28 protein-coding genes are annotated in these 24,846 nt (G+C 40.7%); all 28 read left to right on the forward strand.

Features of this window, described 5'->3' with window-relative positions; translation table 11 throughout:
* Nucleotides 1-126: 126 nt before the first annotated feature.
* The 28 genes from H8S07_RS03430 to H8S07_RS14855 all read left to right on the forward strand — a co-directional run bounded on the left by H8S07_RS03430 (nt 127) and on the right by H8S07_RS14855 (nt 24,821).
* A complete protein-coding gene (locus tag H8S07_RS03430; protein ID WP_243060439.1) occupies nt 127-2,211 on the forward strand; it encodes an ATP-binding protein in 2,085 nt (694 codons plus the stop codon).
* A 335-nt stretch (nt 2,212-2,546) separates the two neighbouring features.
* Nucleotides 2,547-3,029, forward strand: coding sequence for a transcription elongation factor GreA (gene greA / locus H8S07_RS03435; RefSeq protein ID WP_021859512.1), 483 nt, complete (start codon nt 2,547-2,549; stop codon nt 3,027-3,029).
* Nucleotides 3,030-3,098: 69 nt separating this feature from the next.
* Nucleotides 3,099-5,039, forward strand: coding sequence for a lysine--tRNA ligase (gene lysS / locus H8S07_RS03440; protein ID WP_186855418.1), 1,941 nt, complete (start codon nt 3,099-3,101; stop codon nt 5,037-5,039).
* A 263-nt stretch (nt 5,040-5,302) separates the two neighbouring features.
* Nucleotides 5,303-6,187: a MerR family transcriptional regulator gene (locus H8S07_RS03445; RefSeq protein WP_117714600.1), complete on the forward strand. Its 885-nt coding sequence runs from the start codon at nt 5,303-5,305 to the stop codon at nt 6,185-6,187.
* A gap of 133 nt (nt 6,188-6,320) precedes the next feature.
* The gene (locus tag H8S07_RS14360; protein ID WP_243175953.1) at nt 6,321-7,127 is read left to right on the forward strand and encodes a zinc-ribbon domain-containing protein; all 807 of its coding nucleotides are present in this window, start codon (nt 6,321-6,323) and stop codon (nt 7,125-7,127) included.
* A complete protein-coding gene (locus tag H8S07_RS03460) occupies nt 7,114-7,320 on the forward strand; it encodes an excisionase (RefSeq protein ID WP_002594704.1) in 207 nt (68 codons plus the stop codon). Before H8S07_RS14360 ends, H8S07_RS03460 begins: the two co-directional genes overlap by 14 nt.
* A 99-nt stretch (nt 7,321-7,419) precedes the next feature.
* Entirely contained in the window at nt 7,420-7,647 is a 228-nt protein-coding gene (locus H8S07_RS03465) for an excisionase (protein ID WP_002594705.1), read from the forward strand.
* Nucleotides 7,613-7,894: an excisionase gene (locus H8S07_RS14605; RefSeq protein ID WP_023920548.1), complete on the forward strand. Its 282-nt coding sequence runs from the start codon at nt 7,613-7,615 to the stop codon at nt 7,892-7,894. The genes H8S07_RS03465 and H8S07_RS14605 overlap by 35 nt, the downstream gene beginning before the upstream one ends.
* Before the next feature lie 9 nt (nt 7,895-7,903).
* A complete protein-coding gene (locus H8S07_RS03475; RefSeq protein ID WP_243175954.1) occupies nt 7,904-8,986 on the forward strand; it encodes an integrase DNA-binding domain-containing protein in 1,083 nt (360 codons plus the stop codon).
* A 258-nt stretch (nt 8,987-9,244) separates the two neighbouring features.
* Nucleotides 9,245-10,030 (forward strand): ParA family protein, encoded by a 786-nt coding sequence (locus H8S07_RS03480; protein ID WP_054337283.1) that lies wholly within the window; start codon nt 9,245-9,247, stop codon nt 10,028-10,030.
* Nucleotides 10,020-10,925: a ParB/RepB/Spo0J family partition protein gene (locus H8S07_RS03485; protein ID WP_055039907.1), complete on the forward strand. Its 906-nt coding sequence runs from the start codon at nt 10,020-10,022 to the stop codon at nt 10,923-10,925. The genes H8S07_RS03480 and H8S07_RS03485 overlap by 11 nt, the downstream gene beginning before the upstream one ends.
* Entirely contained in the window at nt 10,922-11,056 is a 135-nt protein-coding gene (locus H8S07_RS14610; RefSeq protein WP_255494039.1) for a hypothetical protein, read from the forward strand. The genes H8S07_RS03485 and H8S07_RS14610 overlap by 4 nt, the downstream gene beginning before the upstream one ends.
* Before the next feature lie 4 nt (nt 11,057-11,060).
* A complete protein-coding gene (locus tag H8S07_RS03490) occupies nt 11,061-11,228 on the forward strand; it encodes a hypothetical protein (protein ID WP_165853758.1) in 168 nt (55 codons plus the stop codon).
* Nucleotides 11,218-11,529, forward strand: coding sequence for a DUF6050 family protein (locus tag H8S07_RS03495; protein WP_055060293.1), 312 nt, complete (start codon nt 11,218-11,220; stop codon nt 11,527-11,529). The genes H8S07_RS03490 and H8S07_RS03495 overlap by 11 nt, the downstream gene beginning before the upstream one ends.
* Before the next feature lie 129 nt (nt 11,530-11,658).
* Nucleotides 11,659-12,057 carry a hypothetical protein gene (locus tag H8S07_RS03500; protein WP_044921493.1) on the forward strand — a complete coding sequence of 133 codons (399 nt, stop codon included), beginning with the start codon at nt 11,659-11,661 and terminating at the stop codon, nt 12,055-12,057.
* Nucleotides 12,058-12,070: 13 nt separating this feature from the next.
* A complete protein-coding gene (locus H8S07_RS03505) occupies nt 12,071-12,469 on the forward strand; it encodes a single-stranded DNA-binding protein (RefSeq protein ID WP_055060294.1) in 399 nt (132 codons plus the stop codon).
* 13 nt (nt 12,470-12,482) lie between these two features.
* A complete protein-coding gene (locus H8S07_RS03510; RefSeq protein ID WP_055060295.1) occupies nt 12,483-12,875 on the forward strand; it encodes a hypothetical protein in 393 nt (130 codons plus the stop codon).
* Complete coding sequence (locus H8S07_RS03515; RefSeq protein ID WP_186855419.1) at nt 12,868-13,749, forward strand: replication initiator protein A; 882 nt, start codon at nt 12,868-12,870, stop codon at nt 13,747-13,749. The genes H8S07_RS03510 and H8S07_RS03515 overlap by 8 nt, the downstream gene beginning before the upstream one ends.
* Nucleotides 13,750-13,759: 10 nt before the next feature.
* Nucleotides 13,760-14,578 (forward strand): replication initiator protein A, encoded by an 819-nt coding sequence (locus tag H8S07_RS03520; protein ID WP_055060297.1) that lies wholly within the window; start codon nt 13,760-13,762, stop codon nt 14,576-14,578.
* Nucleotides 14,578-15,372 carry an ATP-binding protein gene (locus tag H8S07_RS03525; RefSeq protein WP_055060298.1) on the forward strand — a complete coding sequence of 265 codons (795 nt, stop codon included), beginning with the start codon at nt 14,578-14,580 and terminating at the stop codon, nt 15,370-15,372. Before H8S07_RS03520 ends, H8S07_RS03525 begins: the two co-directional genes overlap by 1 nt.
* An 82-nt stretch (nt 15,373-15,454) precedes the next feature.
* Entirely contained in the window at nt 15,455-15,946 is a 492-nt protein-coding gene (locus H8S07_RS03530) for a PcfB family protein (protein WP_008371518.1), read from the forward strand.
* Nucleotides 15,947-15,969: 23 nt separating this feature from the next.
* On the forward strand, nt 15,970-17,829 hold the full coding sequence (locus H8S07_RS03535; RefSeq protein WP_330598501.1) for a VirD4-like conjugal transfer protein, CD1115 family: 1,860 nt from the start codon (nt 15,970-15,972) through the stop codon (nt 17,827-17,829).
* A gap of 121 nt (nt 17,830-17,950) precedes the next feature.
* On the forward strand, nt 17,951-18,166 hold the full coding sequence (locus tag H8S07_RS03540) for a Maff2 family mobile element protein (protein WP_017144663.1): 216 nt from the start codon (nt 17,951-17,953) through the stop codon (nt 18,164-18,166).
* A gap of 12 nt (nt 18,167-18,178) precedes the next feature.
* A complete protein-coding gene (locus H8S07_RS03545; protein WP_015524554.1) occupies nt 18,179-19,048 on the forward strand; it encodes a VirB6/TrbL-like conjugal transfer protein, CD1112 family in 870 nt (289 codons plus the stop codon).
* 23 nt (nt 19,049-19,071) lie between these two features.
* Nucleotides 19,072-19,536 carry a PrgI family protein gene (locus tag H8S07_RS03550; protein WP_005344185.1) on the forward strand — a complete coding sequence of 155 codons (465 nt, stop codon included), beginning with the start codon at nt 19,072-19,074 and terminating at the stop codon, nt 19,534-19,536.
* Entirely contained in the window at nt 19,418-21,874 is a 2,457-nt protein-coding gene (locus tag H8S07_RS03555; protein ID WP_172679325.1) for a VirB4-like conjugal transfer ATPase, CD1110 family, read from the forward strand. Before H8S07_RS03550 ends, H8S07_RS03555 begins: the two co-directional genes overlap by 119 nt.
* 16 nt (nt 21,875-21,890) lie before the next feature.
* Nucleotides 21,891-22,001, forward strand: a complete 111-nt coding sequence (locus tag H8S07_RS03560; RefSeq protein ID WP_008688066.1) for a hypothetical protein — start codon at nt 21,891-21,893, stop codon at nt 21,999-22,001.
* An 18-nt stretch (nt 22,002-22,019) separates the two neighbouring features.
* Nucleotides 22,020-24,821: a CD1108 family mobile element protein gene (locus tag H8S07_RS14855; RefSeq protein WP_186855438.1), complete on the forward strand. Its 2,802-nt coding sequence runs from the start codon at nt 22,020-22,022 to the stop codon at nt 24,819-24,821.
* Nucleotides 24,822-24,846: the final 25 nt, after the last annotated feature.

Below are 24,846 nucleotides of genomic sequence, written 5' to 3' on the forward strand. Positions count from 1 at the left end.
GGTAACGATTTTGTTTAATAATTTTTTCGGGTATCACTTTATGGTATAATAAGACTGAATTTTAGTCTAAAATATGGATAAAAAGTGACATTGAAGATAGAGGGGGATAAAATGGGAGGTTTTCACATGTTTCGGAAAAATGTGAGCGCAGGAAAGGTTAATTTTATTTTATTTATTATATTTGTATTTATTCTGGGTGGAAGTGTGGAATTGCAGATAAATATGAATAAAAAAAGTGCCAGAATGGCATGCGGTATGGTGCTGGATCAGGCGGAATCTGTAATTGATAAAAATGCCGGTGATGGAGCGGACATTACAGAATTTATTTCTAAAATGCCATTCACAGAGACAATGACAATTTACATATGGGAAGATGACGGGGCGAGTTTTCTTCCGCTTCCGAAGAAGGAAGGAGTCCGGTTAAAGAAGACAGATAAGATTGAAAAAGAATGGAATTATCTGGTTAGTGAGAAATATAAAAATTACAATCTTGCGGTGACATATCCGTTAAAGAAAGCCAATGTGAGCGTTCCGGGGACAACGGCGCTCCTAGGTCTGGCACTTATGGCGGCGCTTATCATTATCAATATTGTAATAGCGCAGGCATTTAAAGCACAGGAAAAGAGTAAAAGTGAACTGCAGGATACAAACAATATTCTGGAAACTGCAGGATTTGGAATATGGTATATCCGCCTAATGGAAGGAAAAAAGCCGCGGATGTATGCAAATCCGAAGATGAAAGAGGTACTTGGAATCGAGGGACAGTTTTTATCAGAGGAAGAAGTTTATGATTTCTGGTATTCCCGTATCCCGGAGAAAGCAGTACAATCTGTGCAGGACAGTGTGCAGGAAATGCTGGATGGAAATGTTTCAGAAAATACTTATCAATGGGAGCATCCGGATAAGGGCATGATCTATGTGCGTTGCGGTGGGGCATGTTATGAAAAAGGAGAAAAAGAACAGGTGTTAGGCGGTTATCACAGTGATGTTACGGCAATTGTCACAGAAGATGAGCGCAGGCAGAGAGAACTTCGGGAAGCCAAAGAAGCAGCAGAACGCGCAAATGTAGCAAAGACAAGCTTCCTGTCGCGCATGAGTCACGATATCAGGACTCCGTTAAATGGAATTATCGGGCTGATCCGTATTAATGAAAAACACGAAAATGATAAAGAACTGGTAAAAGAGAATTATAAGAAGATCATGATTTCAGCAAATCATCTGTTATCGCTGATCAATGACATTTTACAGATGAGCAAGCTGGAAAATGGAGAAGTGAACCTGATGCATGAAGCACTTGATCTTCATCAGCTTTCGCAGGATGTTCTGAATATGATTGATCTGCGTGCGTCCGAGGCAGGAATTACATTAGAATATGAACGGTCGATGGACGAAGTGAAATATCCATATGTATATGGAAGCGCTCTGCATCTTCGCCAGATTTTCCTGAACATATACAGTAATTCAATCAAATATAATACACTTGGTGGCAGAATTACGACGAAAATGCGCTGTGCCAGCATGGAAAATGGCATTGTAACATACCAGTGGACAATCTCTGACACGGGAATCGGAATGACTGAAGAATTTCTGGAGCATATATTTGAACCATTTGCACAGGAACATTCCGATGCGAGAAGTATTTACAAAGGAACGGGGCTTGGAATGGCGATCGTAAAATCACTTATTGATAAGATGAACGGAACGATTGAAGTTTCAAGCAGAGAAGGAGTCGGCAGTATATTTGTGATCACGCTTCCTTTTGAGCTGGCAGAGGAATCTGAGGTGAAAAAATCCGAAGAACTTCCGATTGATGGAACGATTGATGGGTTGTCATTGCTACTCGCTGAAGATAATGAATTAAATGCGGAAATTGCAGAATTACAATTGAAAGAAGCAGGAGCAGACGTTACAATTGTCAGAGATGGACAACAGGCGGTAGATTTATTCATAGAAAAACCGGAAGGAACATTTGATGCAATCCTAATGGATATTATGATGCCGGTAATGGACGGACTGTCTGCAACTCGTGTGATTCGTGTGTTAGACCGGGAAGATGCTAAGACGATTCCGATCATTGCGATGACAGCAAACGCATTTGCGGAAGATGCGAGAAGAAGTATGGAAGCGGGAATGAACGCACATCTCGCAAAGCCATTGGATATGAAAAAAGTTATATTAACCATTCAAAAATGTTGTGATAATAAAAAGTAGAGTGATGTTCGGATATAGGAAAAAGAAATATACAGAACGAAAAGGAAAGGCTTAGTATAGATACGGAAAAAAGAAAAGAAACAATTAATTATCAACAGCCTATTGACGAGATATATTAAACATGGCTGGATGTTTATTCCTGTTTTAATTTGAATATAAAGAGCATATAATTAGAAAAGAAAAATATTGACATTAACAGGAACTTTCTATATAATAATGAAATTGTGAAAGTGTCTTTATTTGTGCCTGAATAGGCAGAATAATGAATAAAAATAACAGATTTATGAATATGTATACCAAAGTTGCAAGTATAAAAGAAAAGGAGTAAAAGCATAATGGAAGCAAAGAAGAGATTACTTACTTATGCAGGATTGAAGGCGCTGGAAGACGAGCTTGAAAATCTGAAAGTTGTAAAACGTAAAGAAGTTGCCGGAAAAATCAAAGAGGCAAGAGAGCAGGGAGACCTGTCTGAGAATGCAGAGTATGATGCAGCAAAAGATGAGCAGAGAGACATAGAAGCAAGAATCGAAGAGTTGGAAGGCATTTTAAAGAATGCAGAAGTTGTTGTAGAAGATGAAGTAGATTATGATAAAATCAACGTTGGATGTACTGTAAAAGTATTTGATATTACATTTGATGAAGAGATGGAATTCAAGATTGTAGGTTCTACAGAGGCTAACAGTCTGGAAGGTAAGATTTCCAATGAGTCACCGGTAGGACATGCTCTGATCGGTAAGACAGTGAACGATGTCGTAGAAGTAGAGACACAGGCAGGAATTATGCAGTACCGTGTACTGGATATCAGTCGCTCAAACTAATTTAGAAGATGACAATCCAACCCCTCAGAGACTGAGGGGTTTAGTCGCATAAAAGGGAAGGAGAAAAGAATGGGAGAGCAGAAGAAGACACAGGAACCGGATTTAAATCAGTTAAAGAAAGTCCGCAGAGAGAAACTCGCCGATTTACAGGCTAATGGAAAGAATCCATTTGAGATTACAAAGTATGATGTGACATGTCACGCTGCTGATGTGAAAGACAATTATGAAGAGATGGAAGGAAAACACGTAACACTTGCGGGACGTATCATGCAGAAACGTGTTATGGGAAAAGCTTCTTTCTGTAACATTCTGGATCAGAGTGGAAACATTCAGTCTTATGTTGCAAGAGACAGCATTGGAGAAGAAGAATACAAAGATTTCAAGAAGATGGATATCGGAGATATCGTAGGACTGGAAGGTGAAGTCTTCAAAACAAAAACAGGAGAGATTTCTATTCATGCCTCTGCTGTAAAACTGTTATCTAAGAGTCTTCAGATCCTTCCGGAAAAATTCCATGGACTGACCAATACAGATACACGTTACCGTCAGAGATATGTGGATTTGATCATGAATCCGGAAGTACGTGACACATTTATCAAGAGATCCAAAATTATCGCATCTATCAGAAATTATCTGAATGGCCAGGGATTCCTTGAAGTTGAGACACCAATGCTGGTACAGAATGCCGGTGGTGCAGCAGCAAGACCGTTCGAGACACATTTCAATGCACTGAACGAAGACCTGAAACTTCGTATTTCTCTGGAGCTGTACTTAAAGAGACTGATTGTCGGTGGTATGGAGAGAGTTTATGAGATTGGACGTGTATTCCGTAATGAAGGCCTGGACACAAGACATAACCCGGAATTTACGCTGATGGAGTTATACCAGGCATATACAGATTACAATGGAATGATGGATCTGACAGAGAACCTGTATCGTCATGTTGCACAGGAAGTTCTCGGAACAACTAAGATTGTTTACAAAGGAATCGAGATCGACCTTGGTAAGCCGTTTGAAAGAATTACAATGATCGATGCTGTTAAGAAATATGCAGGTATCGACTGGAATGAAGTTGAGACAGAAGAAGATGCGAAGAAGTTAGCTGACGAGCATCATATCGAATACGAAGCAAGACATAAGAAAGGTGATATCTTAAGCCTCTTCTTTGAGGAGTATGCTGAGAAATACCTGTTACAGCCAACATTTGTTATGGATCATCCGATCGAGATTTCTCCACTTACAAAGAAGAAACCGGAAGACCCGAATTATGTAGAACGTTTTGAGTTCTTCATGAATGGATGGGAGATGGCAAATGCGTACTCTGAGTTAAATGATCCAATCGACCAGAGAGAGCGTTTCAAAGCACAGGAAGAACTGCTTGCACAGGGTGACGAGGAAGCAAACACAACAGATGAAGACTTCCTGAACGCACTGGAGATCGGTATGCCGCCTACAGGTGGTATTGGATTTGGTATCGATCGTATGTGTATGCTGCTTACAGGAGCAGAAGCAATCCGTGACGTATTATTGTTCCCGACAATGAAGTCCTTAGATGGTGTAAATAAGAAAAATGATGTAAATAATACAGCTTCTGAAGCACCTGAAAAAAATGTAAAAACTGAGTCTGAAAAGATTGATTTTTCTAAGGTAAAGGTAGAGCCTTTATTTGAGGAATTTGTTGATTTTGATACATTCAGTAAGTCAGATTTCCGTGCAGTAAAGGTTAAAGAGTGTGTTGCAGTACCGAAGTCAAAGAAACTGTTACAGTTTACGCTTGATGACGGAACAGGCACAGACAGAACCATTTTAAGCGGTATTCACGCTTATTATGAGCCTGAAGAACTGGTTGGAAAGACGCTTATCGCTATCACAAATCTTCCACCGAGAGCGATGATGGGCATTGACTCTTGCGGTATGCTCCTCAGTGCTATCCACGAAGAAGAAGGCGAAGAAAAGCTCCATCTTCTGATGGTTGATGACCATATTCCAGCAGGTGCAAAGCTCTATTAAGATGATGTAAAGATGTACCGTTTTACCGAATAGACGGGACGTACTTCATTTGATAAAAAACTAAAAAAACAGCGATTTACATCAAACTTACATCAATTGATGCAGAAATCGGTGCAAGCAAGAAAAAATCGCATAATTGGCAGAATGAATGGGCAGTCCTGAAATCGGGATTGCCCATTTTTAGAAGAAAGACGAAAAACTCTTGACCTGCACGCAGCGTATACGCTTATACTATCAACATAAATCATAAGGAGGTGCATCGGATGTTATTAAATGAAATTATAAATGAGGTTGGAATGACAAAGCGTGCAGTTAAGTATTATGAAGAAAAAGGATTGCTGTCAGTGGATAAAGATAACAATGGTTATCGTAACTATACTGCACAAGATGTTGAAACTTTAAAAAAGATTTCAGTATATAGAAAACTCGGTATTAGTATTAAAGACATACAGAGCCTTTTGGAAACTGGCGACAAAAGTATTCTTCTTCGTATTTATCAAGAAAAAGTGCAGGAAAAAGTTTTAAAAGACTCAGAACTTGAAGCTTTGAAGCAATTTATAGATGATGGTGACGCAGACAAAGCAAATGAGGCACTTGATTATCAAACCGTTGAAAATGCAATTGAGTCTTTGCTACCGGGAAAAGAATGGGGAGATTATTTTAAAAGTCATTTCAAACCATTTCTTAATGTAAGGTTGAAGACTCTGGAACAGAAGCAGGCACTACATAATATATTAGAATATTGCGATGAAACGACATTGAAAGTTCCTTTTATTATGGGAATAGGTGCGAAGATGATAGGTGGGATTGCACAAGAAACCAGAACCGCAGATGAGATGATAGCCTATTATCGTGATATGAGTGAAAGTGAATATGAAAGACTAAAAGAAAAAGTATGGAAAGGTGCTAAAATGAAAAACGGTATAATGAAATACCATCCAGCATTTATTGCACAGAGAAAAATGCAGAAAGAGTTACAAAATAAAGGATATAACGATATATTCATTCCTAATTTAATGGTTCTGTCTCCAACGTATGCAGAATATAAGAAAGCGTTAGATAATGTGAACGATAGAATGTGTAGAGAACTTGGACTGTATTATGATAGCAATTATAACTTAGTTATTAAAAAAGATAATTCTAAGTAAAAGTTAAACTACCCTTTGGGAGAGGAGAAATCCTTTTCTCAAAGGGCTTTTTCTATTTATACGGATATTCGCAAACTACAAGATAAAGCCAAAACTTCATATACTCTAAGCACAAGGAGGTTGAGGTTTGGCTATGAACAACAGTTTAGCAGAAGTACACCCAGAGCTTATTACGGAATGGTCGGAGAAGAATTTACCGCTTACACCTGATGATATTACCTTTGGTTCAAATAAAAAAGTATGGTGGAAAGGTACTTGCGGACACGAATGGCAAACAAGCGTTAAGGCTCGTTCTAATGGAGAAAAATGTCCGATATGTTCCGGTGCGAGAGTGATTGCAGGTATTAACGATTTGGCGACATTAGAGCCGTTACTGGCAAAGCAGTGGTCAAAAAAGAATAAGATAAAACCGACAGAGGTTTCTATTGGTTCTCATAAGAAAGTGATATGGAGATGTAAAAAAGGTCACGAGTGGGAAGCTGTCGTTAAAAGCAGTGCTCCAACGATTATTGTTGCAGCGGTTACAAGTGTAATCAAGAAAAGATATTTGCCATCGCACATTATTCTTGGCGAGGAGTTTGGACTGAAGAAACCGTCAATGGTTCTTCTGGAGCAGATACGGACAGTCAATAGAGAGGATTTGCGTGAATACATAGGTACGGTAGATGACGATAAACTTTTCAGGCAGATAAACGCAACTTTGAAAAAGACTTTTGGACTTTGGGTTTACAAGCCGGAGGGGAAAGAAAATATTCGTTGTCTATGCCCGAAGTGCCTGAATGATTACATCCACAATCCGGACTATATTGTAAGGCGACTTGACCCATTTGCAAAGCGAAAAGACAGATGTGATAAGTGTGATGCAGATGGTTGGGATTATGTTGTTACCGACAGATATTCATCAAAGAAAGAAAAGAGGGGAAGCAATGACAGAAAATAAAATCATTATTCCTATCTGGAAGAAGTCCAATCTTACAGTAGAAGAAGCCGCAGCTTATTGTGGTATTGGCTCAAGAAAATTAAGAGAAATGTCCGACTCGGAGTTTTGCCCTTTTGTTCTTTGGAATGGAAGTAAGCGACTGATTAAAAGAAGAAAACTGGACGAATATCTTGATAATGCGTATTCGATATAGCTGATTTGTAAAATGTGCGATGGGTCGGTTCGCATAATAGGCTCATCGTCATTTTTTAATTATCATAAGGGCAGAAAAAAACAAGGAGGTGCTTCCGTAATGGCAGATACAGAAAAGATTATCCGAAAAAAATATGATGTGCCGATATGGCATAAGTCTAATTTGACGATTGATGAAGCAGTTGAATATTCTGGCATAGGTAGAGAAAGACTGAGAAAACTAACAAGCCAAGAAGAATGCCCATTTGTTCTTCATATAGGAAATCGTCGAATGATTAAGAGGAGGATTTTTGATGAATACATTGAAAAACTTACTTTCCTTGAATGATGATGAACGCTTACTTGCCGAAGTAAGAACATATCAGGAAAAACTCATAAGCAATGCTGAAGAACCGATATGGGAAAGAAAGTGGCTGACAATCGAAGAAGCCGCAGCATATTCCGGTATAGGAAGAACGAAGTTGCGTGAGTTATCTAATCAAGCAGGTTGTCCCTTTGCAATATGGATAGGCAATAAAATCCATATTGTGAGGGAACGACTGGACAAATATATAGATAAGCAGTTTAGAATTTAGGAGGACACAATGGCGACAAAAAGAAAAGATAAATCAAGGGTTGTTCTGAAAACCGGAGAGGTTCAGAGAAAAGACGGTACTTATCAATTTAGCTGGCAGGACAGCCAGATGAAAAGAAGATTTGTTTACGCAAGAACTTTAGATGACCTGAGAGAAAAAGAAAAGCGTATTCAGAAAGATAAATGTGATGGTATTAAGACCGAAGCACGATACACAACCATTGATGAATTATTTGACCTTTGGGCAAATATGAAAAGAGGGCTGAAGAATAATACCTTTGAAAATTACAAATATATGTACAATACCTTTGTGCGACCAGTGATTGGAAGTAAAAGAATATCAACGCTGAAGAAATCAGATATTAAGAAATACTACAATTATCTTGTTGATGAAAGAAATTTGAAGCCTTCAACAATTGATAATATACATACGGTTCTTCATCAGGTTTTACAGATTGCTGTCGATGATGACTTTATCAGAAATAACCCGTCAGATAATGTGTTGAGAGAATTGAAAAAAGCACATTGTTTTCAGTCGGAAAAGCGTAGAGCGTTGACGAAACTTGAGCAGGAGCTATTTCTGAATTTCATGAAAACCCACCCTGTATATGAACACTGGTATCCGGTCTTTGCAGTAATGATAGGAACTGGACTTCGTGTGGGGGAAGTAACTGGATTGAGATGGTGTGATATTGATATGGAAAGTGGAATGATTGATGTTAATCATACTCTTGTATATTATGACCACAGAACTGAGGGAAGTAAAAGCGGCTGTTATTTCAATGTAAATACAACGAAGACTCCGGCTAGTATGAGGCAGGTTCCAATGCTCGGTTTTGTGAGAGAAGCATTTGAACAGGAGAAACAGAAGCAGGAAGATTTAGGACTTCATTGCGAGGTCACGATTGACGGATATACAGATTTTATTTTCATCAATCGTTTTGGTCAGGCACAGCACCAAGCCACACTCAACAAAGCAATCCGAAGAATTATCCGTGATTGCAATGATGAGCAGTTTTTGCACAGTGATGAACCTGATGTGTTACTTCCTCATTTTAGCTGTCATGGTCGAGTTATAATAAGGACAAGTTAGAAAACTCCAGTAAATACAAGGGGTTGCACTAATTTAGTCCTTATTTTTAACTCCCTGAAAAAGGGAAAAATAAGGCAGCGCTGTCATTCCAGAATATGAATTATTACAGATCCAGACTGGAAATGGATTTGTGTAAGACAAGAGTAAAAACAACAGAATTATTGTAATTATAGGACTGAATTAGCTCGCACGGAATATAGATTCCGGTTGTCTAATTCAGTCCTCTTTTTGATTGACGACGATGAAAGGTGATGAAAAATGGCTAGAATTATTTCTATTGTAAACCAAAAAGGGGGAACGGGAAAATCCGCATGTACAGCTAATTTAGCAGTAGGATTAGCACAAAAGAATATGAAAGTGTTGATTGTAGATGCCGATCCACAGTCTGATGTATCCGCAGGATTTGGATATCGTGATTGTGATGACAGTAATGAAACACTTACAGCTCTTATGGATGCAGTAATGAAAGATGAAGATATTCCTTCAGACTGTTATATCAGACATCAGGCAGAGGGAATAGACATTATCTGTTCTAACATTGGACTGGCAGGTACGGAAGTACAGTTGGTAAATGCAATGAGCAGGGAATATGTATTGAAACAGATTTTATATGGTATCAAGGATCAATATGATGCAGTCATTATTGACTGTATGCCATCATTGGGAATGATTACGATCAATGCGCTGGCTGCATCAGATGAAGTCCTCATTCCAGTTGAAGCGTCCTACCTGCCAATCAAAGGCTTGCAGCAGTTGTTAAAAACGATCGGTAAGGTTCGTAAGCAGATTAATCCGAAGTTGCAAGTCGGTGGGATTCTGTTCACGATGGTCGATGCGCATACAAATGATGCCAGAAATAATATGGAACTTCTCAGAAATGTATATGGAAGTCAAATTCATATCTTTGATAATTATATTCCATTTTCTGTAAGAATGAAGGAAGCAGTCAGAGAAGGACAGAGTATTTTCTCTTATGATCCGAAAGGCAAAGCTACAGAAGCTTATCGGAGAGTGACGGAGGAGGTGCTGAAAGATGCCATCTAAAAAAAGAGCAACTCCCATTTCCTTACAGCCACTTGATGCGTTGTTTGGAACAAACGAAGAAACAAACAATGGAATTTGCGAGATAAAAATAGGAAGCCTTCATCCATTTCCAAATCACCCGTTTCAAGTAAAAGATGATAAGAAAATGGAAGAATTATCAGAAAGCATTACACAATATGGCGTGTTGGTTCCTGGTATTGTGCGGTTGAGAGAGTCTGGTGGTTATGAGCTGGTAGCTGGTCATCGGCGAAAACGAGCATGTGAACTTGCTGGACTAGAGAAAATGCCGGTTATCATCAAAGATCTTACAGATGATGAAGCGACGGTGATTATGGTAGATTCCAACATTCAACGAGAAGAGCTGCTGATCAGCGAAAAGGCATTTGCTTATAAAATGAAATATGAGGCGTTAAAGCGTCAGGGAAAACGATCTGATTTAACTTCTTGCCAAGTTGGCAAGAAGTTGGCGGCAGAAGAAGTCAGTCAGAATACAGGAGATAGTTCCAGACAGATTCTTCGATATATTCATCTGACAGAGTTAGTAGCAGAGCTATTAGAATTGGCAGACGAGAAGAAGCTTCCCTTTAACACAGCTGTTGAACTTTCTTATTTGAGAACTGAAGAGCAGCAGATATTATTTCAGTATATGAGTAATCACAATATGGTACCTTCCATGAAGCAGGCAAAGGAATTGAAGCAGATTTCAAAAGAGCGGATGTTGACGTATTCAGAAATTGACCAGATTTGCATGAATGAAAGTACTGAAAAAGTTCAGGTGCAGATTCCGGCGAAGAAATTGAAACAATATTTTCCAGATACATATACAAAGACTCAGATGGAAGAAATTATATTTATGCTTCTGGCATCGTGGGCAGAAAGAGAGGGTAAAGAATGAGCAATGAAGATATGGCAAGGAGAATACAAGTCTATCTGAAAAAGATAGAAAAGATACGTGTTAAACGGATAAAAAGAGAGAAGTTTAAACATTTGTTGAAAACATTAGGATTATCAGCAGGAAGGAAGTGAAAGTATGGCTTTGAAAATTGTACGAAGATATGATGCGAACGGAAGGGAGCTTACGGAGAAAGATCTGGAAACCTTTCGATTGGATTCTCCTGTGGTTAGAGAAATATTGGCAAACCTTAATCGGGAGGTGGCGGAAGGAATCAGACAGAGGGAGAAAAAAGATGACGATTGAAGATGTAATTAAAAAATCGATTCTGCCACTGGCATTTATGGTATTCTGGTTTTGGATGACAAAAACAATTATGAAGGTCAGTGGACAGACGGATTGGTTCTGGTGGGTATTTATTGCTGGACTTCCATTTGGAATACATAAAATGCGGTTGATTCTGATTCCGAGAGGAATGGATACCACAGCAACACTTGGGATGGCTGCATTAAGTGTCATCATTGGAGCATTGATTGGAAGTATCATGATTCCAGTGTATGTGATTAGAGCGATATACGTGTTTATACGGTATGCCATTGGAAAATAGAATATTAGATTGATAAGAGGCAGGCTTGCGAAAACAAAAATCGTAAGTCTGCCTCTTTTTTTGTGCTTAAAACCAGGCAATTCAGGGGAAGTCCCTTTTGCAAATATATATTCTTGGAGGATTTTTAATATGAGAGAGCGAATTGAAAGTAAGCATGTAACTAAGGAAATCAAAAGTCAGATGCCAGTAATTCCGGTGGAAATTGTTAAAGAAAGAGGCTGTACGTTCTGCCCGTATTATCTGGGCAATTATGAGAAACAGCCACGTTGTATGATGAAAACCTGTGCCTGGGATGATGAAAATGAACGTTTCCATCCAGTTCTTCGTGAACTGATCCCATTTTATAAAGAGAAGATGGAAAAAGCAGAAGAAAAGTTCCTTGCAATGAAAAAGATTTATACAACACTGTTAGGAATGTTTGCCGATGAAATGAAGCAAGAAGAGTTGGAAAAAGATGAATGTTACGGATGTGCCTATGGAAAATGTGGACCATGTATCGGCATCTGTTACAAATCAATGAAAGCATAGGAGGGTTAAGCCAATGAATACAACAGTTATTTCCGGGCGATTGGTAAGAAATCCCGGATACAACGAAGTGGAGAATGAAAAAGGACTTCATAAGATTGCCAAGTTTGTTCTGGCAGTCAGAAGAAATTATTCCGATGAAGTCAGTTTCATTCCGGTAAAGGCTTTTGCAAAGAAAGCAGAATTTGCCAGAGATTATCTGATGCAGGGCACGAAGGTCATGGTGGAAGGCGAGATTGTCACAGGTAATTATGAAGATAAGGATACCGGGAAAAAGATTTATACCACCGAAGTGTATGCAAACCGGATTGAATTCGCAGGTGCAAAAATGGTTGACAGACCACCGTTTCCAGAAGATGCGGAAGGGTTCTTAGAGATCCCAGAGGGCATGGAAGAAGAAATTCCGTTTAGATAGAGGAGGATAAAAGATGGTTTCAGTAGATCAGGCGTATATGGTAGGGCATATGAAAAATGCCGATGGAAGTATCAATAACAAAAATGTAGTGCTGTCAGCAGCATGTGAAGCAGCGGAACTGTTCCAGTGCATGATGTCAGTAAATCAGAAACTGGAGGACTGGCAGAGATTTAACCACACCTTGGAGCAGCATCTTAGAAGTGTGGAATGTGAGAAAATCCATGATATTTGTCAGGCAGTATATGGAATGAAACATCCGTCCGATGAACTGGAAGGATTGTATCTGGCAAGAGAGGATGAACAGATATGCCTTCTGTACTATCAGGTATTTGTAGGGATGTTGGAAATCAATATTAATTCAGCCGAAGTGCTGTACAAACAGAAGGAGGAAACAATCAATGAGTAAGATGGAGTATATGCCGGTAGATTGTCTGCAGGTGCCGAAGGTGCTGTTCCAGATGGAAAAATACAAAAATCTGTCAAATACAGCAAAAATTTTATACAGCTTATTTCTGGATCGTTTGAAATTTGCGGTGCAGAATGGCTGGGTAGATCATAACGGGGATCTGTTTGTTATCTATCCAAAAAGCGAAATGAAGAAAGATCTGAATACGACTCGATATGGCGTAGATCAGGCAGTACAGGAACTTGTTAAGATTGGAAAGCTGGTGCGTATTGTTCAAAACGATGGAAAGGCGAACCACTTTTATATCAATGATATTTATGAAAATGAGATGGAGGAAGAATCAATGATGACATTAGACAGAATTATGGCAAATATGCAGATGGAAGAAAGAGAAATTATCATGGATAAGATGGTGGCAGCATCCAGAGATATTCTGGGAACAATTGCAGATATGGGATATCTGGATGAATATGAGACACCACTGACTCCTATGGAAGAGCGTGGCTATTACGATGAAGAAGGTAATCTTGATATTGATGCCGTAGAAGCCGATGGCTATGAGTTTGGCATGGATCTGGCATTTGGCGTGTTATCTGTTTATGAAGGAAAGCCTGAACGTGTGCTGGAAATTCAGAAATATGTAAATGAGCAGTATGAGTGCTGCTCTAATAAGAAGTTTATGAAAGTTCTGGAAACAATCGCACGAATGAATGGAAACGAGGAGGTTTATATCGAGGATATGTATGCCTGCAATAAAGAGGCAAGGAATTATTATCTGAGTGAGTTAATGATGTGCTTCAACTTTGTGTTTAATGAGATGTGTCATGGAACAGGCAGTGCAGCAGGGTGTGATTTTAATAATGAGGAAGAATAGGAAATAAGCTATGGCAGATTTTGAATATTTCAGAGCAGAAGAATCTGACCAGTTTTCTTTTTTTCGGATACCAAAAGCTCTGTTCACAGAAAAAGAGTTTGCAAGCCTGTCCACAGACGCAAAGCTCCTTTACGGAATTCTGCTTGATCGAATCAGCCTATCCAAGAAAAATGGATGGATTGATAGTGATGGTTATGTCTATATCATTTACACGATCGCAGAATTGCAGGAACTATTGCGAATGTCGCATACGACAGTGACAAAGCTTCTTTATGAGCTTGACAGTGTGCATGGGATTGGATTGATTGAACGGTATCGGCAGGGGAATAATCGTCCCTCTGTCATATACGTGAAAAATTTTGTGAAACGGATTAGAGGAAAGCCCGTAAGATACTTTGCTTCTGGAACGCCAGAAACTGGAAATCCGGACTGCAAGGAATTGGAAATCCGGATTGCAAGAAACTGGAAGTCCGGAACGCAAAAAAATAGAAGTCCGGACTGCAAGAATCTGGATGGAAGTAATACTAAGATAAATAAGACTGAAAAGAATCATACTGATAAGAGTAAGGGCAATACTCCCACTTTGGAAGAAAAATTCAGTCAGTATGGTAGATTTAAAAATGTTGTTCTGTCGGAAGCTGAACTGCAGGAGCTGATGACGCTATTTCCATGGGATTACCAGAAACGGATTGATCATCTTTCTGTTTATATGAAATCCAGTGGAAAAGAGTATCAGAACCATTTTGCAACAATCTGTCTTTGGGCAGAAAGGGATGGAACCAGGACAGGAATGGATAAATATGAATTTCAGGAAGGAGAAAGCCTGTGATGGAAAATAAAGTAACAGCAGATTATCTGGACGAAGAGGGATGTCTTCATTGTGGCACCTGTGGAAAAAGAAAACAGATGAAAGTCAGTCTGATGGGATTTGAGCATGTAGTGTCCTGTTTGTGCGAATGCGAGGTAAAAGCCAGGCAGGAACTAGATGAGAAGATGCAGTGGGAAGAAGCACAGCGGCAGCTTTATCAGAGAAAATCCGTCGGACTTCGGGAAAGAAGATTCTGGGAATGGAAATTTGAAAATGACAACGGAAGCAACCAGAAGATACTAATTGCCAGGCAGTATGTAGAAAACTGGACAGATATGAAGAGAAAAAATGTAGGATTGCTTTTGATGGGACCAGTTGGAACCGGGAAAAGTTTCTTTGCAGGCTGTATTGCAAATGCACTTTTGGAACAGGGAGAACGTGTCATGATGACAAATTTTTCCAGAATCTTAAATGAAATGACCAGCTATCAGGCAGATAGGAACCAGATTATACAAAATCTTGTGGATTATCCGCTGCTGATTATTGATGACTTGGGAATAGAACGAAATTCCGAGTTTGCCCTGGAGCAGGTCTATAATGTGATAGACAGCCGATATTGTAAAATGCTTCCGATGATCGTAACAACGAATCTGGGACTGAATGAAATGAAATCCACAGATTTGGATACTGCCCATCAGCGTATTTACAGTAGAATACTTGAAATGTGTGTTCCCATCTATTGTGGTGGAGAAGATAAGAGAAAAGAAGAAGGGACAGAAAAACTCGTACAGGTGCAGAACCTGATTACCGGTTAATCTGTCTTTTTTCATTAAAGGGGGTGATTGCCATGATTACAGATCTGGACAGCAGTTGAATCGCTGAAAGGAGGGAAAAGTCATGCAGGAAGAGGTAACTCAGAAAACGGTCACGTTCTGTATTCGGGCTACTAAGATTACAGCAGACCTGTTGAAAAAGGTTCTTGTTGCGTATCTGCGACATCAGAAGCAGAAATCAGTAGAGAAGAAAGCACAGAAAAATCAGCCGAAACAGGGAAAGGTCACGGTAAAAGAGCTGGCAAAACAGAATGCCGGGATGGTCAATATCGAGATCACGGACAAAAATATCAAGTCCTTTGAACGGTATGCCAGAAAATACGGGATCAATTATGCTCTGAAAAAAGACAAGAGCAAAGATCCTCCGGTTTATCTGGTATTTTTCAAGGGACGTGATCAGGATGCCCTCAATGCTGCTTTCCGTGAGTTTTCCCAGAAACAGATTCAAAAAGCGAATAAGCCTTCCATTCATAAGCGTCTTGCAGCTTACCGGGCAATGATGCCAAAGAAGACGAAGGACAAAGTAAAGAACCGGCATCAGGAGCAGAGTCGATGAAAAAGAAAAGCGGCAAAACTCTGATGCAGAAGTGGAAGATTAAAATCGGGGGTAAGCTGTCCGCCCTGGATAAAAAGAAACTGGTTCTTACAAATATCCCTTATGCTCTGGCTGCTTTCTATGCAGACCGGGCATTTTTTCTTTACCGGAACAGTCCGGGAGAAGATATGGGGAACAAACTATTATATGCAATGGAACACGCAGACCGGATTTTTGCAGGTTTTGTGTTAAGCAATAACTGGAAAGATCTGCTAGCAGGTATTGTTGTTGCAGTCGTTCTGAAAGTGTTGGTCTGGCAGAAACAGGCGGACGCAAAGAAATTACGGAAAGGCATCGAGTATGGTTCAGCCAGATGGGGAATCGCAGAGGATATCAAGCCTTATATGTCGGAAGATCCCTGGATGAATATTCCATTGACAGCAACAGAAGCATTGACTATGGAAAGTAGACCTAAACAGCCAAAGTATGCAAGAAATAAAAATATAGTGGTCATTGGCGGCAGTGGTTCCGGAAAAACTCGATTTTTCGTTAAGCCGTCAGTCATGCAGATGAACTGTTCCATGGTCATTACAGATCCGAAAGGCACTCTGATCGAGGAGTGCGGGAAGATGTTAGCAAAGGGACCACCTAAGAAAGATAAGAATGGAAATATTATGAAAGATAAATCAGGAAAAGTGGTTCACGAACCATATGTGATTAAGGTTCTGAATACTATCAACTTTTCCAAATCGCTTCATTACAATCCATTTGCTTATATACGGTCTGAAAAAGATATCCTGAAGCTGGTCACAACAATCATTGTTAATACCAAAGGCGAAGGGGAAAAAGCTTCCGAAGATTTTTGGGTAAAAGCAGAGAAGCTGTTGTACACGGCATTGATTGCTTTTATCTGGTATGAAGGAGATGAAGAGGAAAAGAATCTGAATACCCTTCTGGATCTTTTGAATGAAAGCGAAACCCGTGAAGAGGATGAAACTTACCAGAATCCAGTGGATATGATGTTCCAGGAACTGGAAGAAAGAGATCCGCAGCACTTTGCAGTCAGACAGTATAAAAAATACAAAATGGCGGCTGGCAAAACTGCCAAAAGTATTCTTATTTCCTGTGGTGCGAGGCTGGCACCATTTGATATAGCAGAACTTCGTGAGATCATGTCTTATGATGAAATGGAACTGGATAAGATCGGGGACAGGAAGACAGCCTTGTTTTTGATTATGTCCGATACAGATACAACCTTTAATTTTGTGATTGCCATGTTACAGTCACAGCTTTTCAATCTGCTTTGCGACAAGGCAGATGATGAGTATGGTGGAAGACTGCCAGTTCATGTGCGTGTCATCGCTGATGAGTTTGCCAACATCGGGCAGATTCCACAGTTTGACAAGCTAATCGCAACCATCCGAAGCAGGGAAATCTCTGCTTCTATTATTTTGCAGTCACAGAGTCAGCTAAAGGCAATGTATAAGGATAGTGCGGATACTATTCTGGGTAACTGTGATACCACACTATTTCTTGGAGGAAAAGAGAAAACTACTTTAAAGGAAATGAGTGAGCTTCTTGGTAAGGAAACCATTGACCTGTATAACACTTCGGAGACGAGGAGTAATCAGAAGTCTTTTGGATTGAATTATCAGAAAACTGGCAAACAGCTGATGACGGAAGATGAGATTGCAGTCATGGATGGAGGAAAATGTATCCTGCAGATTCGTGGTGCCAGACCATTCTTTTCGGACAAATATGATATCACGAAACACAAAAATTATCGGTATCTTGCAGATGAAAACGAGAAAAACCGATACAAAGTAGAGAAAGAGTTAAATCCGCAGTACACACCGAAACCCGAAGAAGAGGTGGAAGTGATTCACGTAGAACTGTCGGAGTAACCTTGGGAATGAACGAAAAATAATGAGGAAAGGAATAACTGACATTGGGTGCGCCGGCTTTTTAGTCGGTGTTTTTTCATTCCCGTAAACACCTGAAAAAAGTCAGTTTTGGTGAATGTATATGGCATTTTTTAGCAGTGCAATTACAACTTTAAAAACTCTTGTAGTCGCAATCGGCGCAGGTCTTGGCGTGTGGGGTGTCGTAAACCTTCTGGAAGGATATGGAAATGACAATCCCGGTGCTAAGAGCCAGGGCATCAAACAGCTGATGGCTGGTGCCGGAATCATGCTGCTGGGAACTACCCTGATTCCACAGCTGGCAACATTGTTCTCTTAAGAGGAGTGGTAGATGAACACCATCATTGAGAGAATTACGGAAGCGATAAAGGATATCCTGATCGGGCTTATTAAGTCAAGTTTGGATAACATGTTCACGTCTGTCAATGAGCAGGTGGGAACCATAGCCGGGCAGGTGGGACAGACACCGCAGGGATGGAATGCAGGGATTTTTAATCTGATTCAGAATATATCCCAAACGGTGATTGTCCCCATTGCGGGACTGATCATCACCTTTGTCCTGTGCTATGAATTGATCACGATGGTAACACAAAAAAACAATTTCCATGAATTTGAGACTTATAACATTTTCCTCTGGATCTTCAAAGCGTATGTAGCCATTTATCTGGTGACAAATACGTTCAATATCACGATGGCGGTCTTTGACGTTGGCCAACATGTGGTCAACAATGCCGCCGGGGTGATATCAGGAAACACTGCGGTGGATGCAACAGAAGCAATTTCACGGATTGTGGATGCCCTGGAGGATATGGAGTTAGGGGATTTGTTCCTGCTATCCATGGAAACGATGTTGATCAGTGTTACCATGCACATTCTGTCAATTATCATTACGGTAATTTTGTACGGAAGAATGATAGAAATTTACCTTTATACTTCCATAGCACCAATTCCGTTTGCCACCATGACCAATAAGGAATGGGGCAATATCGGAAACAACTATTTAAAAGGCTTGTTCGCACTGGCATTTCAGGGATTCTTCATGATGGTCTGTGTGGGAATTTATGCAGTTTTAGTAAATGCAATGACCATATCCAGTGACCTTCATGCAGCAATGTTTTCAGTAGCGGCTTATACCGTGATTCTTGCATTTTCATTATTCAAGACCGGAAGCCTTAGCAAATCAATATTCAATGCCCATTAACGGGCAGGAAAGGAGCGCATACCATGGCGTATGTACCAGTACCAAAAGACCTTACCAAGGTCAAAACAAAAGTAGCGTTAAATCTGACAAAGCGGCAGCTGATTTTCTTTTCACTTGCCGCAGTTGTGGGAATTCCGTTTTATCTGGTCATGAGAAAACCAATCGGTTCCAGTATCGCAGCCATCCTGATGGTAACGATCATGCTTCCGTTTTTCTTCATGGCAATGTATGAAAAAGACGGTCTTCCCTTTGAAAAAGTGGTGGCAAATATCATTCGACAGAAGTTTATCTGTCCGGCAGTAAGACCATATAAGACAGAAAATTTTTATCAGGAGATTTCCACCCTTGTGAAAAAGGAGGGTGTGCCGGATGGCAAAAAAGACAAAGCAGGAGGCTCAGCAGGAGCGTCTGTCCCTGGCGGAAAAAAGAAACCGTCAGGAAAGAAGAAACAAAAAAAGCAGAAAAGAAAGAGAACAGGAAAAGCGTAGAAAGAAGCAGGAACGGGATCGTAGGAAACAGAAAAATATTCCTACAACTGCACAGCAGAGTATTCCGTATATTCGGATGCTGCAGGATGGTATCTGCCAGGTGACAAAGACCTTTTTCTCCAAGACGATTCAGTTTTATGACATCAACTATCAGCTTGCTTTAAATGAGGATAAGACCACGATATTTGAAAATTACTGTGATTTCTTAAATTACTTTGATTCTTCCATCAGTGTGCAGCTGTCCTTTATCAATCAGCAGGTGGATGTGGCAGAATTTGAGAAAAGTATTGATATTCCGGATCAGAACGATGACTTCAATGCCATTCGTGAAGAGTACCGTACTATGCTGAAAAATCAGCTTTCCAAAGGAAATAATGGTCTGGTGAAGACAAAGTATATCACTTTTGGAATCGAAGCAGAAAGCCTGAAGGTGGCAAGACCGAGGCTTGAAAGAATTGAAACAGATATCTTAAATAATTTTAAGATTCTGGGTGCACAGGCACATTCACTAAATGGTCTGGAAAGGCTGGAGATTCTGTATCATGTGTTCAACCAGGATCGGATCGAACCATTTAAGTTCCAGTATAAGATGCTTCCGGAAACAGGATTAAAGACCAAAGATTTTATTGCACCGACTTCCTTTAACTTTTCCAAGAATCAGACATTTTTGATGGGAAGAACGATGGGAAGTGTGAGTTACCTGCAGATTCTTGCACCGGAGCTGACAGACCGGATGCTAGCAGACTTTCTGGATGTGGATGACAGCATCAATGTCAACATTCATATCCAGTCCATTGATCAGAGTTCAGCAATCAAAATGATCAAGAGCAAGATTTCAGATTTGGATAAGATGAAGATTGAAGAGCAAAAGCGGGCAGTACGTTCCGGTTATGATATGGACGTGCTTCCATCGGACCTTGTGACTTATGGAGAAGAGGCGAAGAACCTGTTGGAAGATCTGCAGTCCAGAAATGAGAGGATGTTCCTTGTAACGGTTCTGGTAATGAATACCGCAAAGAAGCGTCAGAAGTTGGATAACAATATTTTCCAGGTGCAGGGAATCGCACAGAAATATAACTGTTCTTTAAAACAGCTGGATTATCAGCAGGAAGCTGCACTTATGTCCTGTATTCCACTGGGAGTCAATCGGATTGAAATCCAGAGAGGACTTACCACATCTTCAACAGCGATCTTCGTGCCATTTACGACACAGGAACTGTTTCAGGAAGGGGAAGCTCTTTATTATGGATTGAATGCATTATCCAACAACATGATCATGGTTGATCGGAAACGTTTGAAGAACCCGAATGGACTGATTCTTGGTACACCGGGTTCCGGTAAATCGTTCTCTGCAAAAAGGGAGATTACCAACTGTTTCCTGATCACGGAAGACGATATCATTGTCTGTGATCCAGAAGCCGAATATTCGGCACTTGTGCAGGCACTGCATGGGCAGGTGGTTCGGGTTTCACCGGTATCTGACCAGTATATCAATCCGATGGATCTGAATCTGAATTATTCCGAGGAAGACAATCCACTGTCATTAAAAGCAGATTTTATTCTGTCTTTGTGTGAACTGATTGTTGGAGGAAAGAATGGATTGGAGCCGGTAGAAAAGACCATTATTGACCGTTGTGTGCGGTTAGTATATCAGGAATACCTTGCCGATCCAGTACCTGAGAAGATGCCAATCCTGGAGGATTTATATAATCTTCTGAGAAAACAGGAAGAGCCGGAAGCACAGCGACTGGCCACATCATTGGAGATTTATGTTACAGGTTCTTTGAATGTGTTTAATCATCAGACAAACGTGGATATCAATAACCGCATTGTATGCTTTGACATCAAGGAACTTGGTAAGCAGCTGAAAAAAATCGGGATGCTTGTAATCCAGGATCAGGTCTGGAACAGGGTAACGATGAACCGTTCTGCCCATAAGTCCACCAGATATTATGTGGATGAGTTCCATCTTCTTTTGAAGGAAGAGCAGACCGCAGCTTATAGTGTGGAGATATGGAAGAGATTTCGTAAATGGGGTGGTATTCCAACTGGAATAACCCAGAATATCAAGGATTTATTGTCTTCCAGGGAGATAGAGAATATATTTGAAAATTCAGATTTTATTTATATGCTCAATCAGGCATCCGGAGACAGGCAGATTCTGGCAAAACAGCTGAATATCTCACCAACCCAGCTGTCCTATGTAACCAACAGTAATGAGGGGGAAGGACTTTTGTTCTATGGAAATGTCATTATCCCATTTGTAGACAGATTCCCGAAGAATTCCCTCTATAAAATCATGACAACCCGCTTAGAGGAGACTTCCGAAGCAGGTTAAATCAAAGGAGAAAACAATGTTACGAGCAATTTCATATGTATTAACTTTTAGTGGCGGTGCTGTTTTCGGCATCGCTTTTCTCTGCTTATTACAGGCAGGGAAAGGGTATCCGAAGAAGGAGGAGTAAGTAGTGGCAGAACAGAGAATGAAAGTCAGGGACAAGAAAGTCCAAAAGATGACCAAGGATGGTCTGGTGGAAGAAAACCTGACAGATAAATCTTCTGTTCGTGTCAGTAACCGTGCCAGTGATGTGCAGATGGGAAGAAAACAGGGGGAAAAAGAAGAATACCTTGTGGATAAGTCTCCCCGCCAGTCTGAACGGAGTGGGAAAAATATTCGTCCCTCTGTGCAAAAATCCAGAGATGCACCGGAACTGATACGGACAGAGAAGCAAAGTGAGGATTTTGGACAGAGTAGTAAACAGCAAAATAGAAAAAGAATCCGTGCTGAAGTCGGAAAAGAATCCAGACTTGCAGAAAAATCCGAAGTCGGACAGTTAGGGAGACTGAAAGATAAACGTGCTGATCTATCAGAAAACAGGGGAGACAGCCGGAGAAATCAGACCGGTGGCAGCAAAAAGCCAAAACAAAAACAACGTTTGAAGTTTGCTTATGAGGAAACTGGTGCTTCTGTGAAAAATGACAAAGATATGGAGAAATTGAACCAGATGGATACGGATGGAGTCAATTTCCGCCATCAGAAACAGAAAGAAAAAGCCAAAAAGTTTTCTTATGAAGAGGCAAGAAAGAAAAAGGAAGCAAAGCAGCATTCCAAGAAAGCACAGGTCTATCAGGCAAATGAAGGAGAATCTCCTGGAAAGAAAAAATCCCGTTTGAAGTTTGGTGAAGGGGAATCTATGAAAACAGAAAAAGCTTCTGTTGTCAAGAAAGCAGGAAGTGCAACTTCCGTAGCATTGCACCGTGAGATCAGCAAAAATGAAGACGATAATGCGGCGGTAGAAGGTGCCCATAAGTTAGAAGAAAGCGGCGAAGGTGTTTACCGGCTGGAACAGAGAAGTGCCAGACGCAGGAAACAGAGGGCATCCAGAAAAAGAAGCAGACTTGAAAGACAGGAAGAGAAACAGACACAGGCGGCAACCCGTCAGGAGCAGAAGAAACTGAAAAAACAGATTCAGAAGCAACAGATCAAACGGGATTATGCCAAAGCGAAGCGAAGTGAACAGACAGTAGGAACAGCTACAAAAAGTACAATTGATTATATCAAGAAGATTGGCGGCAAAGTCACCAACTTCTTTAAAGAAAACCGGAAGGTGTATATCAGTGTAGCAGTTCTGATCGGATTGATGTTTCTGATCATAACGAATGTCACGTCATGCTCTGCAGTGTTTTTACAAAATGTGATCACTTATACCGGAACCAGTTATCTGTCATCGGATCAGGCAATCCGGGAAGCGGAACTGTATTACACACAGCTAGAAGCTAATCTGCAGGAGCGGATCAACAACATGGAATCTGAAGAACCGGGACATGAGGAATACCGATATAACATTGGACCTATTGAGCATGATCCCTTTATCCTGATCAGTTATCTGTCAGCAAAGTATGAAGAGTTTACGTTTGAACAGGTCAAGCCGGAGCTGGATGCTTTGTTTGCAGAGCAATATCATCTGACTACAGAAGCGGTCAATGAGACTGTGACAGAGACAGCAACAGTAAGAGTTGGAGAATCTTTGGGACAGGTTGTAACAAGCGGATATTGTAATTGTCCAATCTGCTGTGGTATTTGGAGCGGAGGACCAACTGCCAGTGGAGCATATCCAACAGCCAATCACACCTTAGCGGTAGATGCTTCCAATCCGTTTGTTCCAATGGGAACAAAGGTGGTAATGAATGGTGTCGAATATACGGTAGAAGATACCGGAGCTTTCGCAAGATACGGGGTACAGTTTGACGTCTACTATGATAATCATGCGGCGGCATCTGCACATGGACATCAGACATGGGAATGCTATCTGGCAGATGATAACGGAAGTCAGGAAGTGGAAGTGACTAGGACAAGGGATGTAGATGTGCTGAATGTCACCTTAAATAGTGGAAACCTGATGTCAATCTGTCAGGACAGGCTGGGATTTTTCCAGAAAGAACTGTTCAGTGCCTACAACGATACAAAAGGCAACTTGCAGATGTTTGCGACACCGGTTGATTTTAACTGGTATTCCAGTGTGACCAGCTATTATGGATACAGGATTCATCCAATATCAGGAGCAAATCAGCTTCATAATGGTATGGATATCGGAGCACCGGAGGGAACAAAAGTGATGGCAGGACTGACCGGAACAGTTACAACTTCTGCTTATAACGACAGCTATGGAAATTACGTCATTATCAAAGACAGAAAAGGTTATGAACTGCGGTATGCACATTTAAGCAGCCGGAGTGTATCTGCAGGAGCATCCGTCACGAAAGGTGATGAGATAGGTCTTGTAGGAAATACTGGTAATTCCACAGGAAGCCATCTTCATATTGAACTTCTGAAAAATGGAGAGCGGTTAAACCCGATCTTTTATCTGGAAACTGGAGAAGGAGCAGGCTTTGGCGGCAATGAATATACCAGTGAAGCAGCACAGCGTTTGTTAAATGAAGCAGCAAGATATCTTGGAACACCATATGTATGGGGTGGATATTCCCCAAGTGGATTCGATTGTTCTGGATTTGTAAGCTACTGTCTGACAAACTCTGGTGTAAGGAATACAGGAAGACTAACAGCACAGGGACTGTACAACATTTGTACACCAGTAGCCCAGTCGGAGGCGCAGCCGGGAGATCTGATTTTCTTTACTGGAACTTACGACGCAGGGGAGCCGGTAACGCATATCGGAATCTATGTAGGCAATGGTCAGATGATCCATTGTGGACATCCGGTGCAGTATACGTCCATCAATTCCCCATACTGGCAGAGCCATTTCTATGGATTTGGACGATGGTAAGAAAAAAGGGCGGCTGCATCAGCCG

The organism is Dorea hominis, from assembly GCF_014287705.1.
Classification (GTDB): domain Bacteria; phylum Bacillota; class Clostridia; order Lachnospirales; family Lachnospiraceae; genus Dorea_D; species Dorea_D hominis.

Excerpts from the sequence above, each read along its gene's own strand:
- H8S07_RS03430 (WP_243060439.1), top strand. The coding sequence starts at position 127 with ATGTTTCGGAAAAATGTGAGCGCAGGAAAGGTTAATTTTATTTTATTT.
- greA (WP_021859512.1), top strand. The coding sequence starts at position 2,547 with ATGGAAGCAAAGAAGAGATTACTTACTTATGCAGGATTGAAGGCGCTG.
- lysS (WP_186855418.1), top strand. The coding sequence starts at position 3,099 with ATGGGAGAGCAGAAGAAGACACAGGAACCGGATTTAAATCAGTTAAAG.
- H8S07_RS03445 (WP_117714600.1), top strand. The coding sequence starts at position 5,303 with ATGTTATTAAATGAAATTATAAATGAGGTTGGAATGACAAAGCGTGCA.
- H8S07_RS14360 (WP_243175953.1), top strand. The coding sequence starts at position 6,321 with ATGAACAACAGTTTAGCAGAAGTACACCCAGAGCTTATTACGGAATGG.
- H8S07_RS03460 (WP_002594704.1), top strand. The coding sequence starts at position 7,114 with ATGACAGAAAATAAAATCATTATTCCTATCTGGAAGAAGTCCAATCTT.
- H8S07_RS03465 (WP_002594705.1), top strand. The coding sequence starts at position 7,420 with ATGGCAGATACAGAAAAGATTATCCGAAAAAAATATGATGTGCCGATA.
- H8S07_RS14605 (WP_023920548.1), top strand. The coding sequence starts at position 7,613 with ATGAATACATTGAAAAACTTACTTTCCTTGAATGATGATGAACGCTTA.
- H8S07_RS03475 (WP_243175954.1), top strand. The coding sequence starts at position 7,904 with ATGGCGACAAAAAGAAAAGATAAATCAAGGGTTGTTCTGAAAACCGGA.
- H8S07_RS03480 (WP_054337283.1), top strand. The coding sequence starts at position 9,245 with ATGGCTAGAATTATTTCTATTGTAAACCAAAAAGGGGGAACGGGAAAA.
- H8S07_RS03485 (WP_055039907.1), top strand. The coding sequence starts at position 10,020 with ATGCCATCTAAAAAAAGAGCAACTCCCATTTCCTTACAGCCACTTGAT.
- H8S07_RS14610 (WP_255494039.1), top strand. The coding sequence starts at position 10,922 with ATGAGCAATGAAGATATGGCAAGGAGAATACAAGTCTATCTGAAAAAG.
- H8S07_RS03490 (WP_165853758.1), top strand. The coding sequence starts at position 11,061 with ATGGCTTTGAAAATTGTACGAAGATATGATGCGAACGGAAGGGAGCTT.
- H8S07_RS03495 (WP_055060293.1), top strand. The coding sequence starts at position 11,218 with ATGACGATTGAAGATGTAATTAAAAAATCGATTCTGCCACTGGCATTT.
- H8S07_RS03500 (WP_044921493.1), top strand. The coding sequence starts at position 11,659 with ATGAGAGAGCGAATTGAAAGTAAGCATGTAACTAAGGAAATCAAAAGT.
- H8S07_RS03505 (WP_055060294.1), top strand. The coding sequence starts at position 12,071 with ATGAATACAACAGTTATTTCCGGGCGATTGGTAAGAAATCCCGGATAC.
- H8S07_RS03510 (WP_055060295.1), top strand. The coding sequence starts at position 12,483 with ATGGTTTCAGTAGATCAGGCGTATATGGTAGGGCATATGAAAAATGCC.
- H8S07_RS03515 (WP_186855419.1), top strand. The coding sequence starts at position 12,868 with ATGAGTAAGATGGAGTATATGCCGGTAGATTGTCTGCAGGTGCCGAAG.
- H8S07_RS03520 (WP_055060297.1), top strand. The coding sequence starts at position 13,760 with ATGGCAGATTTTGAATATTTCAGAGCAGAAGAATCTGACCAGTTTTCT.
- H8S07_RS03525 (WP_055060298.1), top strand. The coding sequence starts at position 14,578 with ATGGAAAATAAAGTAACAGCAGATTATCTGGACGAAGAGGGATGTCTT.
- H8S07_RS03530 (WP_008371518.1), top strand. The coding sequence starts at position 15,455 with ATGCAGGAAGAGGTAACTCAGAAAACGGTCACGTTCTGTATTCGGGCT.
- H8S07_RS03535 (WP_330598501.1), top strand. The coding sequence starts at position 15,970 with ATGCAGAAGTGGAAGATTAAAATCGGGGGTAAGCTGTCCGCCCTGGAT.
- H8S07_RS03540 (WP_017144663.1), top strand. The coding sequence starts at position 17,951 with ATGGCATTTTTTAGCAGTGCAATTACAACTTTAAAAACTCTTGTAGTC.
- H8S07_RS03545 (WP_015524554.1), top strand. The coding sequence starts at position 18,179 with ATGAACACCATCATTGAGAGAATTACGGAAGCGATAAAGGATATCCTG.
- H8S07_RS03550 (WP_005344185.1), top strand. The coding sequence starts at position 19,072 with ATGGCGTATGTACCAGTACCAAAAGACCTTACCAAGGTCAAAACAAAA.
- H8S07_RS03555 (WP_172679325.1), top strand. The coding sequence starts at position 19,418 with ATGGCAAAAAAGACAAAGCAGGAGGCTCAGCAGGAGCGTCTGTCCCTG.
- H8S07_RS03560 (WP_008688066.1), top strand. The coding sequence starts at position 21,891 with ATGTTACGAGCAATTTCATATGTATTAACTTTTAGTGGCGGTGCTGTT.
- H8S07_RS14855 (WP_186855438.1), top strand. The coding sequence starts at position 22,020 with ATGAAAGTCAGGGACAAGAAAGTCCAAAAGATGACCAAGGATGGTCTG.